Source organism: Planococcus sp. TJ-302, assembly GCF_058268455.1.
Genome location: NZ_JBZDOI010000004.1, coordinates 161,450 through 176,628, shown reverse-complemented (window position 1 = coordinate 176,628; position 15,179 = coordinate 161,450). Strand labels below are relative to the sequence as shown.

General features: G+C 48.1%; 13 protein-coding genes. 10 read left to right on the top strand and 3 right to left on the bottom strand.

The features are described 5' to 3' along the window. Nucleotides 1-98: 98 nt before the first annotated feature. Complete coding sequence (locus AC4EHB_RS15555) at nt 99-635, bottom strand: universal stress protein (protein WP_490976393.1); 537 nt, start codon at nt 633-635, stop codon at nt 99-101. A 582-nt stretch (nt 636-1,217) separates the two neighbouring features. Here AC4EHB_RS15555 and AC4EHB_RS15550 point away from each other — a divergent pair. Continuing rightward, nucleotides 1,218-2,954, top strand: a complete 1,737-nt coding sequence (locus AC4EHB_RS15550; protein ID WP_490981989.1) for an ABC transporter ATP-binding protein — start codon at nt 1,218-1,220, stop codon at nt 2,952-2,954. Between the two features lie 2 nt (nt 2,955-2,956). Next, a complete protein-coding gene (locus AC4EHB_RS15545; protein ID WP_490976395.1) occupies nt 2,957-4,714 on the top strand; it encodes an ABC transporter ATP-binding protein in 1,758 nt (585 codons plus the stop codon). A 108-nt stretch (nt 4,715-4,822) separates the two neighbouring features. Here the strand turns inward: AC4EHB_RS15545 and AC4EHB_RS15540 are convergent, their stop codons facing one another. Then, entirely contained in the window at nt 4,823-5,026 is a 204-nt protein-coding gene (locus tag AC4EHB_RS15540; protein WP_135500959.1) for a YheE family protein, read from the bottom strand. A gap of 73 nt (nt 5,027-5,099) precedes the next feature. Here AC4EHB_RS15540 and AC4EHB_RS15535 point away from each other — a divergent pair, with 73 nt between their 5' ends. The 3 genes from AC4EHB_RS15535 (at nt 5,100) to AC4EHB_RS15525 (ending at nt 7,517) form a co-directional block, all read left to right on the top strand. Further along, nucleotides 5,100-6,254, top strand: coding sequence for a DUF445 domain-containing protein (locus AC4EHB_RS15535; RefSeq protein ID WP_490982030.1), 1,155 nt, complete (start codon nt 5,100-5,102; stop codon nt 6,252-6,254). 16 nt (nt 6,255-6,270) lie between these two features. Further along, nucleotides 6,271-6,618, top strand: a complete 348-nt coding sequence (locus tag AC4EHB_RS15530; RefSeq protein ID WP_490976396.1) for a YlbF family regulator — start codon at nt 6,271-6,273, stop codon at nt 6,616-6,618. Nucleotides 6,619-6,737: 119 nt separating this feature from the next. Next, entirely contained in the window at nt 6,738-7,517 is a 780-nt protein-coding gene (locus AC4EHB_RS15525; RefSeq protein WP_490981988.1) for an enoyl-CoA hydratase, read from the top strand. A gap of 80 nt (nt 7,518-7,597) precedes the next feature. On the opposite strand, the gene AC4EHB_RS15520 is transcribed toward AC4EHB_RS15525, so the two are convergent. After that, entirely contained in the window at nt 7,598-7,783 is a 186-nt protein-coding gene (locus tag AC4EHB_RS15520) for a YhzD family protein (protein WP_135500964.1), read from the bottom strand. 123 nt (nt 7,784-7,906) lie between these two features. Between AC4EHB_RS15520 and AC4EHB_RS15515 the strand changes: the two genes are divergently transcribed. The 5 genes from AC4EHB_RS15515 to yhaM all read left to right on the top strand — a co-directional run bounded on the left by AC4EHB_RS15515 (nt 7,907) and on the right by yhaM (nt 15,155). Next, nucleotides 7,907-8,806, top strand: coding sequence for an ABC transporter ATP-binding protein (locus tag AC4EHB_RS15515; protein ID WP_490981987.1), 900 nt, complete (start codon nt 7,907-7,909; stop codon nt 8,804-8,806). Then, nucleotides 8,799-10,049, top strand: a complete 1,251-nt coding sequence (locus AC4EHB_RS15510) for an ABC transporter permease (protein ID WP_490976400.1) — start codon at nt 8,799-8,801, stop codon at nt 10,047-10,049. Before AC4EHB_RS15515 ends, AC4EHB_RS15510 begins: the two co-directional genes overlap by 8 nt. 114 nt (nt 10,050-10,163) lie before the next feature. Beyond that, nucleotides 10,164-11,381 (top strand): metallophosphoesterase family protein, encoded by a 1,218-nt coding sequence (locus tag AC4EHB_RS15505; protein ID WP_490981986.1) that lies wholly within the window; start codon nt 10,164-10,166, stop codon nt 11,379-11,381. 4 nt (nt 11,382-11,385) lie between these two features. Further along, on the top strand, nt 11,386-14,217 hold the full coding sequence (locus tag AC4EHB_RS15500) for an ATP-binding protein (RefSeq protein WP_490981985.1): 2,832 nt from the start codon (nt 11,386-11,388) through the stop codon (nt 14,215-14,217). Further along, complete coding sequence (yhaM, locus tag AC4EHB_RS15495; protein ID WP_490976403.1) at nt 14,214-15,155, top strand: 3'-5' exoribonuclease YhaM; 942 nt, start codon at nt 14,214-14,216, stop codon at nt 15,153-15,155. Before AC4EHB_RS15500 ends, yhaM begins: the two co-directional genes overlap by 4 nt. The last annotated feature ends 24 nt before the right edge of the window (nt 15,156-15,179 follow it).

Below are 15,179 nucleotides of genomic sequence, written 5' to 3'. Positions count from 1 at the left end.
ATAAATTTATGACGATTTCGTGGATGAAATATTATTATTCCCATAAAAAAACCGCGAAGTAAGAGGAAATGCCTACCTCTGGATTCACGGAGTAATAATTATTTGATAACTAAAACAGAGCACGGCGAATCTTTCAACAAACGTTTGCTGACTGATCCGACGAAAAATTTTTGCAGCCCAGATTTCCCACTGTTTCCAACAACCAATAGATCGACATTTTGTTCATCGATATAGGCGGGAATCATTTTGCTGGCACTGCCTTCAAGTGCCAAAACATTCGCTTTCACACCTTTTGCATCAAGTTGCTGCTGGATAGAACTGTGCATATACTTAGAATATTCCGTAGCCGAGTCTTCGAAATCATCAGGGCGTTTCAAATCGCTCGGCGCACGATAATCATTTTCGCCGATTTCGGGCGGCATGTATTGAGCATATGTGCTATCCACGTTGGCCGAAACGACTCTTGGGGAAACATCGCCGATCCGAGTCGCCCTGAAATTGTCATGGTATTCTTCGTTGACGTAAATGACATTTAACTTGGCATCGGGCATCGCTTCCAGAAGTTTAAGCGCTTGTTCGAGTGCCATTTTGCTTCCTTCTGAACCATCGTAAGCTACAGCAATATTGTGAAACATCAATACCATCTCCGTTCAAATATAATTTATTAGTACTAAATTACCCTCCAAGCGCTCGATGAAACATTCCACTTTGACAAAATATAGTATTTATTCGAAAAACGTTGACAATTCAAAAATGGCAGTGGTACTCTTGAATTACCAAATCAAAGGAAAAGGAGGTTACGGCAATGAAAAAGTCAATTCGCGTGTTTCCAGCCAATTTCATATTGTTGCCAGGCCTCCTTGTAATCAGTCTTTGAATTTATTTCGTGACTAGAATTAGTTAAGGCGGGTCTGCGGACTTGCCTATTTTTTCGTGCACGCGCACCTTGAAAATGGGTGCGCGTTTTTTTATGCACAAGTACTGGGAAATTTTTGAATTTTTCACGAGTGGTTTGGTCAGCCTTTGGCTGTTCAAATAAATAACGCAGTTTTGCCATTCCAGGCGGATAGTGAAAATCCGTTATCGGGACACTGGTAAATCAAACAAAACGAGAAGGGGAGAATGAAGATGAGAAAGCTTCAAAAACGGAAAATCATGATCAAGGAATCGCTTGAAGGCGACTAGCGAAAGACAGAAAACGAAAGTGGGAATAAAAGATGTTCAGTGTTTTATGGAAATTAAGATGGTTTTTTAAAGAGAATTGGATTCGCTACAGCATTGCCGTAGGGCTGCTGATGGTCGCAAACGTGCTGGAAATCATTCCGCCATGGCTTATCGGGCTGGCTATCGACGCCATCGCGCAAGAAGAAATGACTTCGCTTTTGCTGTGGCAGTATGTAGGGGTATTGGCGGCATCGATGGTGCTTGCTTATATAACGAATTTTGTCTGGCAATACCAGTTGTTTGGAGGGGCTTATGTCATTGAGCGTCAACTCCGCTCGAGCCTGATGGGCCATTTCATGAAGATGACCCCGACGTTCTATGAAAAAAATCGGACGGGCGACTTAATGGCGCGGGCAACGAATGATTTGCGCGCAATCTCGGAAACCGCCGGCTTCGGCATTTTGACGCTTGTCGACTCAACGCTTTATATGGCCACCATCATTGTCGCGATGGGAATGCTCGTATCGTGGGAATTGACGTTCATGGCGTTGATCCCGCTGCCGATCCTGGCCATCATCGTGCAAGTGCTGGGCAAGAAAATCCATGCCCGCTACACGGCTGCACAAGATGCGTTCGGCGATATGAATGACAGCGTACTTGAGTCAATCGGCGGAGTGCGGGTCATCCGAGCATATGTGCAAGAACGGAAATCCGAAAAAGGGTTTTCCGACATGACAAATGATGTCTACGAAAAATACATGGCCGTTGAACGGATTGATGCATTATTCGCTCCGGTTACGAAGGTACTGACGACGATCAGCTATATGATCGGTCTGGGCTATGGGGCATTCCTTGTTGCGGAAGGAACGATGACATTAGGCGACCTGGTCGCGTTCAATGTATATTTGGGTATGATCGTCTGGCCAATGTTCGCTATCGGTGAAATGATCAACATTCTGCAGCGCGGCAATGCTTCGCTTGACCGGGTTGATGAAACACTCAGCCATAAAGAGGATGTCGCCGAAGCGCTGCATCCGAAAACGCTGGAGTCGCCAAGCCGAATAAGTTTCCGGGAATTCAGCTTTACGTATCCGCAGTCGAGCTCCATCAACTTGCAAGGCATCAATTTGTCGTTGAACAGCGGGCAAACGCTGGGCATCGTCGGCAAGACGGGCAGCGGGAAAACGACGTTCGTCAAACAATTGCTGCGTGAATACCCTGCGGGCGAAGGGGCAGTCCTTATGGACGGCATCGACCTGGCGGAGCTGCCGAAAGACCAGCTGCGCAGCTGGATTGGCTATGTCCCACAGGACCATGTGCTATTTTCCCGTTCGGTGCGCGACAATATCCTGTTCGGCAAGAGAGATGCCACAGATGAAGACATCCAAGAAGCGATTCGCGTCGCACATTTCGAGTCGGATCTGGCGAAACTGCCAAACGGTTTGGAAACGATGGTTGGTGAAAAAGGCGTCGCGTTGTCTGGCGGCCAGAAACAGCGGATTTCGATTGCGCGGGCATTGATCAAAAAGCCGGAAATTCTCATTCTAGACGATTCCCTTTCTGCAGTCGATGCGAAGACGGAAGCGAAAATCATAGAAAATATTCAGAACGAACGTTCCGGCAAAACCACAATCATCACGACGCACAGGCTTTCTGCTGTGCAGCATGCCGATTGGATTGTGGTGCTTGATGAAGGAAAAATCATTGAAGAAGGAACTCATGAGGATCTGCTGAAAGCAGGCGGTTGGTTCCACGAACAATACCTTCGCCAGCAGATCGAGGAGGTGTAATCATGGGGACAGGAAAAAGATTAGTCCATTACGCCCTAGATTTTAAAGGGATGTTGATTTGGGGGCTTGTGCTCCTGGCGATTGCGGTTGCGGCGGACCTTGCTGCTCCGCTTATCGCCAAAGAAATAATCGATGAACATATCGCGCCTATGCAAGGAGGTGCTGTGAATTTCGAACCGATTGCATATTTATTGGTGATTTTCCTTGCATTCGGAATTGTGGCGGCAATATTCCGCTACCTCCAATTCATCTTTCTGCAAAAAGGAGCGAACAGCATCATCAAAAAAATGCGCAATGACGTTTATGGCCATGTCCAGACATTGCCGATCCGTTATTTCGACAATTTGCCAGCCGGCAAAGTTGTGTCGCGCATCACGAATGATACAGAAGCGATCCGGGAATTATTCTTTACCGTATTCTCGCAATTTGCGACGAGTTTTATGTATATGATGGGAATCTACGCGGCATTGTTCTACCTCGATTGGAAGCTTGCAGCTATCATGCTCGTGCTCATTCCGATGCTTTACGGCTGGATGCTCATTTACCGCAAATACGCGGCTCGTTACAATCATGTCGTCCGTGAAAAATTGAGTGATATGAATGCCATGATCAATGAGTCGATTCAAGGGATGACGATCATCCAGGCTTTCCGCAATGAAAAAAATATGGAAGCGGAATTCGAAGAAATGAATAATAAGCATTATCAGTTCCAGCAAAAACTGCTGGTGCTTGAGGCAGCCGCTTCGCATAATATGGTGGGCGTCTTGCGCGCATTGATATTCATTTTGTTCATCGCTTATTTCGGAAGCGGTTCAATTACTGGGGAAGGCGTCGTGACAGTCGGTGTCCTTTACGCGTTCATCGATTATATCATCCGCTTATTCAATCCGATCAGCGGCATCGTCAACCAGTTTTCGCGCTTGGAACAAGCACTTGTTGCGGCTGAGCGGGTTTTCCGCCTGCTTGACTTGGAAGGCGAGCCCGTCAGCGATGCAAAGGTTGCACGATACAGAGGCAACGTACGCTTTGAGGATGTCTGGTTCGCTTATGACGCTGAAGAATATGTGCTGAAAAACATTGATTTTGAAGCGAAACAAGGGGAGACTGTTGCACTTGTCGGCCATACGGGTTCCGGCAAAAGCTCTATCATGAACTTGCTGCTGCGGTTCTACGATGTGTCCAAAGGAAGGATTACGATCGACGGCATCAATATCAACGATATGACGCGCCAGTCGGTCCGCCAACATATGGGCATCGTGCTTCAGGATCCGTACTTGTTCACAGGGACGATCGAGACGAACGTGTCGCTTGGTGACGAACGGATCACGCGCAAAATGGTGGAAGACGCACTCGACGCGGTTGGAGGCGAACGCGTGCTGAAGCATTTGCCAAATGGTATTGACGAGCGGGTTGTCGAAAAAGGCAGCACCTTGTCATCTGGACAGCGCCAATTGGTGTCGTTCGCCCGGGCCTTAGCATTCGATCCGGCGATCCTGATTTTGGATGAAGCGACTTCAAACATTGATACGGAAACAGAAGAAATCATCCAACACGCGATGAATGTATTGAAAAAAGGCCGTACGACGTTCATCATCGCCCATCGGCTGTCGACGATTAAAAACGCCGACCGCATCCTGGTCCTCGACCACGGTGAAATCGCCGAAATGGGTTCCCATGAGGAATTGATGAAACTTGGCGGCCAGTACCACCAGATGTATAAAATTCAATCGGGAATGTCTCCTGCCCAGCAAGTCGGGTAGAAGGGGCATTTCCCTTTTTTTGTTGAATTGCTATTGCTGTTAAAAAACGGTGGTGTTACCTATAATGAAAAAGCGGGAAGAAAAAAACGCCGGAACTTTTCCGGCGTTTCAATCGTATACATGGAAGAGCATCAGTTCATGGATCATCGTCTTCACGGACTCCTCGTCCTGCGGCGGATCCGTCAGCCAAGCGATTTTTCCATCAGGATGGTATTCGCCCGCGATGCGTTCACTTTTATAGAAGAAGGAAATGTTCCAGCCAGGAAGCTGGGCATTTTCGAACATTGGTTTGAATTTAAAATGCTGAAGCATAGATATCCCCCTTTGCGTCTCTTCTATAGTATAAAGGGATGGAATCGGATTGACAAAGAAGAAAAAGAAAAGAGTGAAGAGATTGAACATAATACTTACGCTGGTCTTCATGGCAATCATCGGGGCTTTGATTGGCGGTGTCACCAACTTTATCGCCATCAAAATGCTTTTCCGCCCGTATAAAGCGATTTACATCGGCACATGGCGTGTGCCGCTGACGCCGGGATTAATCCCGAAACGGCGTGATGAATTATCCACTCAATTAGGGCGTACGATCGTCGATCACCTGTTGACGCCGGAAACTTTCAAAAAACGGTTTTTAAATGAAGAAATGCAGATTCGAACAGAGGGATGGATCCAACGGCAGCTTAAAACCCACGTTTTCCAATCTTCGCGTTCATTTAAAGATTGGCTGGAAGTCGCAAATCAGCAAGACATCGATATAAAGATCGAGTCGAAACTGGATGAATTGGTGGACCGCCAGGCGGAATCGGTCCGCACGTATATCGAAGGAAAAACGATTCGAGAGCTGATGCCTGAAAATTGGAAAGCGGAAGCCGATGTGAAAATTATCCACGGCGTCAAATACGGCATCGACCGGGCAACCGATTATTTTGTGTCGTTCCAAGGCCGTCAGACCATCAAAACGTTCTTTGAAGAATTTCTGGCATCCCGTGGGCGCTTTGGCAATATGCTGCAATCGCTGCTCGGTGAATCGAGGCCGATTGTCGATCGCATCCAGCCCGAGATCGTCAAATTCCTTAACTCTCCAAAAACCTTTGAACTGGTGACTTCGCTGGCTCACGGGGAATGGGAGAAGCTGCAGGATAAAAAAGCCGATGACCTGCTGAAAGAATTCGATTTCAACCCGACACTCGATTCGGTAAAGCAATATGTACGCGAAACAGCCAATATCAATGGGCGTCTAGATGCGACGCTTGCACAGACTTGGCCAACCGGGTTAGAATGGACAGGGAAACACCTCACACCGCTTGTTGCTGAATTTATTTTTCAGCAAGGGGAAGTGAGATTGGAAGAAGCCTTGCGCAAAATCAACATCGAAAGCATGGTGAAAGAGCAAGTCGATTCATTTGAACTCAGTCGGCTGGAAGAGCTTGTACTCGGCATTTCCCGGCGCGAGTTGAAAATGATAACGGTTCTGGGTGCATTCCTTGGTGGACTGATCGGTTTGGTCCAAGGGCTTGTGGCCATAGGGCTGAATATTTAAACAGAGGAGAATGATGATGACAGTCAACATCTATGACGATATCAACAAATTGGAAAGCACTTTCCGCAGCACAGAGGAATACGAAAAATTGAAACAAGCGGTTGAAGCCGTATCTTCAGACAGCGACTCCAACGAATTGTTCAAGAGCTTCCGCGACTTGCAGATCACGCTTCAGCAAAAGCAGGCTCAAGGCGAAGAAATTACAGAGCAGGAAATGATGGATGCACAAGCTACAGCAGTTGCGGCACAGGAAAACCCGAAAATCTTGGCAATGCTTGAAGCAGAAATGGGCCTTAGCCAGATCATCGACGAAGTTAACCGCGTTTTGATCAAACCAGTTCAATCTCTATACGAATCCATGTAATTCCTTCCAAGTGGCGGCAATTTCCATTAACTTCGCCCCCAAAAAAGGGATTTCACAAGAAGACACCGAATACGTAAAGATGAATCACAATTCATTTTTGCGAAAGGGTGTCTTTTTGTATGTTTGAAACAATAGAAATAACGAAACAAGGCCGTACCGGCTATTTAAAGCTGAACCGTCCACAAGCAATGAACGCGATGAACGGAACGATGATGAACGAACTTGCAGAATGCTTTGAATCCCTTCATCACGACTCTACGCTCCAAGTGTTGGTGATCCATGGCGAGGGCAAGGCATTTTCAGCCGGCGGAGATATCAAGGAAATGATGGATCCGGAAAATCCGATGGACATCGACTCAGTCATGGTGGACGTTAGCCGATTGGCGAAAGCGCTTTATACACTGCCGCAAATTACCGTTGCCGCTATCCATGGCGCTTCAGCCGGCCTTGCCTTTAGCATCGCCTTAGCATGCGATCACATCATCGCTGAAGAAAACAGCAAATTGGCAATGAACTTTATCGGCATTGGGCTGGTACCGGACGGCGGCGGGCATTTCTTCATGAAAGAGCGTGTCGGTTCACCAAAAGCTCAGCAAATGATTTGGGCTGGCCAAATCCTGAAAGCGCATGACGCGCTGGCAAAAGGCATCATCGATGAAGTGACGGCTGAAGGCCGCTCGATGGAAAACGCCAATGCTTATGTTGAGCAAACACTGGCTTCGCCCGTCAAAGCGAAACTGGCGACAAAGCATATCCTGCATCAATTGAAGGTCGAGGAACTGGAAAAAGTGCTCCAACTGGAAGCAGCTGCCCAGTCGGCGATGCGCAAGAGCACCGACCATCTCGAAGGCATCCAAGCATTTGTTGAAAAACGGAAACCTGAGTTCCAAGGGAAATAAGCGAAATGAAAAGAATATAGAAAACTTCTCAACAAAAGACAAAAGGTGCAACGGGGAAATCCCCGCTGCACCTTTTGGACTTAAGAATGGAACAATAATAATTTGCCGGCTGGAGAAGCAAGGCGATGCGTTTTTTCTAAAAGTGATTTTTCTTCCAGAAGCGCTTGGCCTTGTTCTTTTGCTTGGCTGTCATTTTCAGCAGTGAAAGTTTCTTCAGTGATCAATTCCCCGTTTTTTTCATAGGCAGTCAATTTATAAGTTCGCATGCATGGACAACTCCTTCTGAATGGTTGTTCATTTTTCAGTATATCGGTTTTGCCGGAAAATGTCCCTGATTTTGAAACATTTCAACGATAGCTTCGTATAGAAAAGAAAAGGGGGAATGGGCGATGGCGTTAAAAGTGGAAAATGCCACAAAGAAATTCGGGGATTTTACAGCAGTGGACAATTTATCGCTGCAAGTTGAAAGAGGCCAGATGTACGGATTTCTGGGCGCGAACGGCGCAGGGAAGACGACCACTTTCCGAATGATTTTAGGGCTACTTAACCAGACACACGGAACGGTGACTTGGAACGGCAAGCCGATTACATACGCGAACAGCCCGGAAATCGGCTATTTGCCGGAAGAACGGGGGCTGTATCCGAAAATGCGGGTGGAAGAACAGCTTGTTTATTTAGCCCAGCTTCGCAAGATGCCCGCCGCGGAAGCAAAACGCGAAGCGCATAAATGGCTTGAGCGCTTTGAAGTGCCGCATTACGCATCAAAAAAAGTGGAAGAGCTGTCAAAAGGGAATCAGCAAAAAATTCAATTGATTGCATCGTTGATACATAGACCATCGCTGCTGATACTGGATGAACCTTTTTCAGGTTTGGACCCGGTCAATGTCGGCATGTTGAAGTCGGCGATTCTGGATTTCCAAAAGCAAGGGGCGACAATCGTTTTTTCCAGCCACCGCATGGACCATGTAGAGGAATTATGCGATGACATGAGCATACTCGATCGCGGAAAAGTTGTTCTTAGCGGGTCGATCCGCGAGGCTAAACGCTCATACGGCAAGCATAATGTCCGCATCAAAATGGATTACGATTTAGCAAGCTTGAAGGACATTGCTGGGGTAGAGGCATTCACAAAGACGCACGACGGGGCAGTATTCAGTATCGGCGACGAAGCAATAGCGCAAACGCTGCTTGCCGCTTCAATGAAGCTTGGAGACTTGCGCCATTTTGCCATAGAGGAACCGACTTTGGAAGAAATTTTCGTTGCGAAAGTAGGGAAAGCAAATGCATAGTTTCTGGATTATCTTCAAGCAGGCTTTTCTGACAAAGGCGAGAACGAAATCGTTCATTGCCACGACAGTAATTGTCGCCGCTTCGTTTTTCCTGTTGGCGAATTTATCGAACATCATCGGCCTTTTGGATGGCAGCAGCGAAGAAGCAGATGTGCTCTATGTTTTAGATGAATCGGGGCAGTTAACGCCTCTGCTGCAGGAGCAATTGGCCGCTGTCAACAGTCCCGTCCAGGCAATGCCGACCGAGATGTCGGAGCCGGAATTGAGGGAAGGCATCTTGGAAGGAACAATTGAAGCGTATATCGAACTCTCGCAAGCGCAAGGGTTGACCGCTCGCTATGTGACCGAATCGGCTAACGGCATGGGCAGCAGTGCGGATGTGGAACAAGCTGTGCAATCGATGCAGATGGTATTGGCTGCTGACAAAATCGGCCTTAGCCAGAGTGAAGTCGGCCAATTATTTTCGCCGGCACCGTTTGAGCGTGAAGCAGTGGCCGTCTCTTCAAAGTCTGAAGAAGAGTTAAACCAAGCACGGGGGCTCGTGTATGTTCTGATTCTGCTCATTTATGTTGCCGTCATCTATTACCCGAACATGATAGCAATGGAAGTGGCGAATGAAAAATCGTCGCGTGTCATGGAAATCCTGATTTCGAGCGTCTCACCGGTAAAGCATATGTTTGCGAAAATCGCGGGGATTGGCATGCTCGGAATATTGCAGATGCTCATTTTCGGGACAGCCGGCTTTTTTGCCATCAAATCCGCCGGCACCGATCTAGCAGGCGGTATTTCCGGAGTATTCGGCTTTTCGGACCTTAAAGTCAGCACATTCTTGTTCGCATTCCTGTTTTTCCTGCTTGGATACTTTCTGTACGCAGTGCTTGCGGCATTGCTCGGATCGATGGTCAGCCGGACGGAAGATGTGCAGCAATTGATGCTGCCGATGATGTTTTTGGTCATTATCGCTTCTTTCATCGCCTTTTCAGGCATCGCGATGCCTGAAGCGACATATGTCACGGTGGCGTCTTATATCCCATTTTTTGCACCGCTTGTCATGTTCCTGCGGGTCGGCATGCTTGATATCCCGTTATGGGAGCCACTGTTGTCAATCGCCATAATGCTTGTGACAATTGGCATATTGGGCACAATCGGCGCGCGTGTCTACAGAGGCGGCGTTCTCATGTACGGCCCGTCGCAATCGTTGAAAGACATCCGCAAAGCGATTCGTTTAGGGGACAATAAATAACTTTGCGCAGTCCGTGCGCCGACCACCAGCCGATCTTTTCGGCTGGTGGTTTTTTTTTATTCGCCAACATGGTAAAATAAGAACAAATATTCGGTTTTCGAAGGAGCTTGATTTATGAAAGGGATTCGTTTCATCCACGCGGCAGATCTGCATCTTGGCAGCCCGTTCACCGGGTTAAAAGGGCTGCAGAAAGAACAATGGCAAAAGCTCAAAGACAGTACGCTAGAGGCGTTTGATCGGCTGATTTCTTATGCACTCGAGCAGCAGCCGGATTTCGTCCTGATTGCGGGTGATATCTATGACGGGGAAGACCGGAGCCTGCGGGCGCAGCACCGTTTCCAGCAAGGCATGGAAGGGCTTGGCAAAGCCGGAATTCCTGTCATCCTGTGCCATGGCAACCACGATCATTTGAGCGGCAGCTGGACGCGTTTCGAACTGCCGGATAATGTCCATTCGTTCGGTGCGGAAGTGTCGCAAATCAAATTGGATATCCGCGGCATTGAAGTCGCTGTTACAGGATTCAGCTATGGTGAACGCCACATTAGAGAGTCAATGGTAAAAGCGTATCCTGCTGCAAGTGGAGAGGATGGGTTTCATATCGGCATGCTTCATGGCAGCTTGGAAGGCGAGAAAGCACATGCCGTCTATGCCCCGTTTACGAAACAGCAGCTCCTTGAGAAAAATTACGATTACTGGGCGCTCGGCCATATCCATCTGCGCCAGCAGCTCCATGACGAACCCCCGATCGTCTATCCAGGAAACATTCAGGGACGGCACCGAGGAGAAGCTGGAGCAAAAGGCTTTTACGATGTCGAGCTGTCGAAAACTTCCGCACAGCTGACATTTGTCCAATCGTCGGTTCTGCAATTTGACGAACTCACAGTGGACTGCAGCGGTGTGATGCACATGAACGAGCTGTTGGATGTCTGTGCTAGCGGTGCCCAGGATTTCGCGGAACGCTTCGGGCCGAGTGCGGTGAAATTGAAATTCATCAACTTGGATGCGGAAGCGCGGGAGCTGGTTCTTGGCATTCCGGAAGAAGAGCTGCTCGAAGCCGTGCGGGAATCGCTGGAAACAATGGATGCATTTATGCTGGTGCAAGGGGTATGGGCTGAAAAAGAAAGTGGGGATGCAGAACTGTCGCCGCTTGCGGAAGAAATAATTTCCATGATGGATTCCTGGCAATTGCAGGACTGGAAGGAAGTACTGAAGGATTTATACCGCCATCCAAAAGGCAGCCGTTATTTGGAGCCGCTTGGAGAAGGGGCAGCCCTTGATATCAAGGCAGCCGCCGCCGAAAAAATTCGCCGCGGCATCGGAATCGGAGGGTGAAGGGATGAAAATCGAAAAATTGATCATCTACGGCTTCGGCAAACACCAGGACCGCGAAATCATCTTGGACCCCGAACTGTCAATCATATACGGCACGAACGAAGCGGGTAAAACCACCATCCAACAATTCATTATCCAGACCTTATTCGGCTATCCATCTAAAAATCAGAACCTGCGGCGCTATGAACCGAAAAATGGCGGGAAATATGGCGGACAATTGCATATAGCGGATCCAGATTTCGGGCGGGTGATTATTGAACGCGTGAAAGGGAAAGCAGCGGGGGACGTAACGCTCTATTTCGAAGATGGCAGCCGCGGTTCGGAAACTGAACTGAAAATGATTTTGCGGGATTACGACAGAACTTCGTTCGAGTCGGTATTCTCGTTTTCCATACATGAGTTGCAAGGGCTTGAAAATATGAACGAAGAAGAATTGAGCCGGACTTTGCTGGCATCCGGAACGACTGGCATGGACGCCATCGCTCGGATGGAGAGCCGCCTGGAAAAAGAAATGGCGGTTGTCTTCAAAAAAAGCGGTCGCAACCCTGAAATCAACTTGAAGGTCGATGAACTCAAAGCGCTTGATAATGAACTGAAAGAGTATCGCCGGCGGATCGAATTATATGAACCTTATGTTGCACGGGTTCGGGAAATCGATCGACAGCTAGATGAGATGAGTGATGAAGAAGCCCAACTTGATGGAGCTTTGAAATCCACTGAACGCTGGCTGCAGGCTATGCCGCTTCTGGAAAAGCGCCAAGCGCTGGAGCTGGAGGCAAGCACATTGTCGGCATCGGTTTTTCCGCCGGATGGCCGCCGTCGAATGGACAGGCTGTCAGACAGGCTGTCGGAAGCAGCAGCCAAAATCGGCTCATTGGAACAACAATACAACCGGACGGCTGATCAGCCCGAAACACCGAAACGAATAGAAGAATTGGAAGGCCTTTTGGCAAAGGAATCCGGATGGCATCGTCTGAGTTCGGAACTTGCCAACAAACAGCAGGAAATAGCCAAAATTGCAGATGAACAAAGCCGCTTGCTTTTACTGGCGGGCGTGGATTTGGAGCAGGCTTTGCAAGCGGATGTTTCGCTTAACAATGAAGAGCGGCTCTTGTTCTTTGTTGAACAAGCTGATCGGGAAGAAGAAGAACAGCGGTTCAACAGCCGGAAAGTAGCGGAAGAGAAAATGAAGCTGGAAGAAGCGGCGAAAGAATTAAAATTCTTTCTGTCCAGCGAACCTTCTGAAGAAGAGCGCAAGAAAGCGGAAGAGTGGCTGGCGGCTGGGCCGAAATTGGCAGAAGCAAAAGCGGTCCGGCAGCTTAAAGGATCCAGCAATCCACAGAATCTCATGTATGTAATAATTGGACTTGGGCTTTTAGGTGCATTGATCGGAATTTTTCAAGAGAATTATCCATTATCCGCTATTTCCATACTGGCGGCTGTTGCAGGGGCTTGGATGGCCTTTAAAGGCAGGAGGACCGAAACACTTCCAGCGGATTATCAACAGGTTCTAGCGGCTTATGGCGGCAAGGAGGCTGAGTTTAATTCGTTAATCGATAAATTAGCGCAATACGACAGGAAATTGGACAGATTACTGGATAATTTGGAGGCAGCGAAGCGCAAAATTGCCACTTTGGCCCAATCACCTCAAGGACAATCAGCAAAAGAGGGGTATCAGGAGTTTCTGCAGGAGATTGGCATCAATCCTGAGACTGGAAGAAAAACAGTCTTGGAATTGTTTGGCGCGTTGCGTGAAATACAAGCGCTGCAAACAGCTTCGGAACGGCTTAGCAGCGACATTGGAAAACATACGGCCGAAGCTGAAGATTGGCTTGCTGAAGCATCTGCTGCCTGCGGCAGAGTCTTAGCGCCGGATGGCCTGTATGAAGCAGTTCGCACGGAATTTTCCACACGCAAAGACCATAACGACAGCGTGGCGAAATCGCTGGCGCAAAATAGAGGGCTGCAGATAGAGCTGGAACAAGCCAAATCTCTCGCTTTACAAATTGAGCAGGAGCAAAGTCTCCTGCTGAGAGAGGCCGGCGCTTTAAACTTGGAGCAATTCTACGGCCTGTGCGACGATTGGGAACGCCTTCAGGAAATTGGCAAGCAACAGGCTTTTCTGGCAGCACAATTGGCAAGCCTTGGTGATTTCAGTGAGATGAATGGCAACAGCACAGCAGATGGCCGCATTGAAAGCTTAGAAGTTAGGCTTGCAGCACTGAAAAAAGAGCGCCATGCATTGCTGGCCGAAAAAGCAGATAAGCTGCAGTCGGCCAAAACGCTGTTGTCAGACGGTGAGTATGAGGACAAACTTCAGCAATTCGAAGAAAAGAAAGTGGAGCTGGCCGAGCTTGCGAAACGCTGGTCAGTAGACAAAGCGATAACCGCCGCAATCCGGCGGACAATGGACGAATTGAAGGATAAAAAACTGCCTGCGGTCATCGGAGCAGCACAAGCCTATTTCAGAAAACTGACTGGCAATGCCTACAGCAGCCTGGAAATGAATCCAGATGGTTTTTTTGAAGCGGTCAGGGAAGACGGTATGCGTTTTCATGTGGCTGAGCTAAGCCAGGCGACAAAAGAGCAGGCATATGTCTCTTTGCGCTTGTCGTTGGCCGTTTCTATGCGCGAAAGCCATGCCTTTCCTGTGATCATGGACGATCCGTTTGTTCATTTTGATCGCCGGCGGCTTCAGCACATGATAAACTTAATAACGGAGTTGCAGCTAAACCATCAATTCATTTATTTTACTTGCCACGAGACGATGAAAGAAAGTTGGCCGAATGCGTCGATCATTGAGGTGGCTGATATTGAAAGGAGTGTCCATTCATGACAAAAGGAATTACACAACGTGCTGTCGGAGAGACGATCGATGAATTTTTACTGATCAAACAATCGGTGAAAGGAGTCACCACTACCGGCAATCCGTTTATGTCGCTCGTCCTGCAGGATAAGAGCGGCGATATAGAAGCAAAGCTTTGGGACACAAAAGACGAACATGAGAAGGTGTTCGCTGCGGAGACGATTGTCCGTGTAGGTGGAGAAATCCATAATTACCGCGGCAAAAATCAATTGCGCATCAAGAGCATCCGGCCTGCAAAGCCTGAAGAGAACCAGTCGATTGCGGATCTTATGCCGTCATCGTCAAAAACAACTGAAGAGCTATTAGAGGAAGTGATGCAGTATCTTTTCAAAATGGAGAATCCGCATATTCAGCGGATCACCCGCCATATCTTGAAGAAATACCAGCAGCAATTCCTGACATTCCCGGCAGCAACTCGGAATCACCACGATTACGTGTCAGGGCTGGCGGATCATGTCGTTTCCATGCTGAAGCTGGGGGAGTCCCTTGTGGGAATCTATCCAAGCTTAAATAAGGATTTGCTGTATTCTGGCATCATCCTCCACGACATCGGAAAAGTCTTCGAATTGTCAGGACCGATTGCAACAACGTATACCCTAAAAGGCAATCTGCTTGGCCACATTTCGATCATGGTGACGGAAATCGAGAAAGCTGCTGAAGAGCTTGATATTGACAGCGAAGAAGTTTTGCTGCTGCAGCATATGGTATTGTCGCATCACGGCAAAGAAGAATGGGGAAGCCCCAAAAAACCGATGATCAAAGAAGCGGAAATGCTCCATTATATCGATAACATTGATGCGAAGATGATGATGCTTGACCGCGCCCTTGAAAAAACGAAGCAGGGTGAATTCACCGAGCGGCTGTTTCCACTGGATAATCGTTCTTTCTACAAGCCGACCATCGACTAGGAGAGAGCAATTCATTTAAATAAT

Bases quoted from the DNA above. Each gene is read 5' to 3' on its own strand.
- AC4EHB_RS15520 (WP_135500964.1), bottom strand. From the start codon at position 7,783: ATGCGAACTTATAAATTGACTGCCTATGAAAAAAACGGGGAATTGATC.
- AC4EHB_RS15505 (WP_490981986.1), top strand. From the start codon at position 10,164: ATGAAAGGGATTCGTTTCATCCACGCGGCAGATCTGCATCTTGGCAGC.
- AC4EHB_RS15545 (WP_490976395.1), top strand. From the start codon at position 2,957: ATGGGGACAGGAAAAAGATTAGTCCATTACGCCCTAGATTTTAAAGGG.
- AC4EHB_RS15540 (WP_135500959.1), bottom strand. From the start codon at position 5,026: ATGCTTCAGCATTTTAAATTCAAACCAATGTTCGAAAATGCCCAGCTT.
- AC4EHB_RS15555 (WP_490976393.1), bottom strand. From the start codon at position 635: ATGTTTCACAATATTGCTGTAGCTTACGATGGTTCAGAAGGAAGCAAA.
- AC4EHB_RS15550 (WP_490981989.1), top strand. From the start codon at position 1,218: ATGTTCAGTGTTTTATGGAAATTAAGATGGTTTTTTAAAGAGAATTGG.
- AC4EHB_RS15510 (WP_490976400.1), top strand. From the start codon at position 8,799: ATGCATAGTTTCTGGATTATCTTCAAGCAGGCTTTTCTGACAAAGGCG.
- yhaM (WP_490976403.1), top strand. From the start codon at position 14,214: ATGACAAAAGGAATTACACAACGTGCTGTCGGAGAGACGATCGATGAA.
- AC4EHB_RS15500 (WP_490981985.1), top strand. From the start codon at position 11,386: ATGAAAATCGAAAAATTGATCATCTACGGCTTCGGCAAACACCAGGAC.
- AC4EHB_RS15525 (WP_490981988.1), top strand. From the start codon at position 6,738: ATGTTTGAAACAATAGAAATAACGAAACAAGGCCGTACCGGCTATTTA.
- AC4EHB_RS15530 (WP_490976396.1), top strand. From the start codon at position 6,271: ATGACAGTCAACATCTATGACGATATCAACAAATTGGAAAGCACTTTC.
- AC4EHB_RS15515 (WP_490981987.1), top strand. From the start codon at position 7,907: ATGGCGTTAAAAGTGGAAAATGCCACAAAGAAATTCGGGGATTTTACA.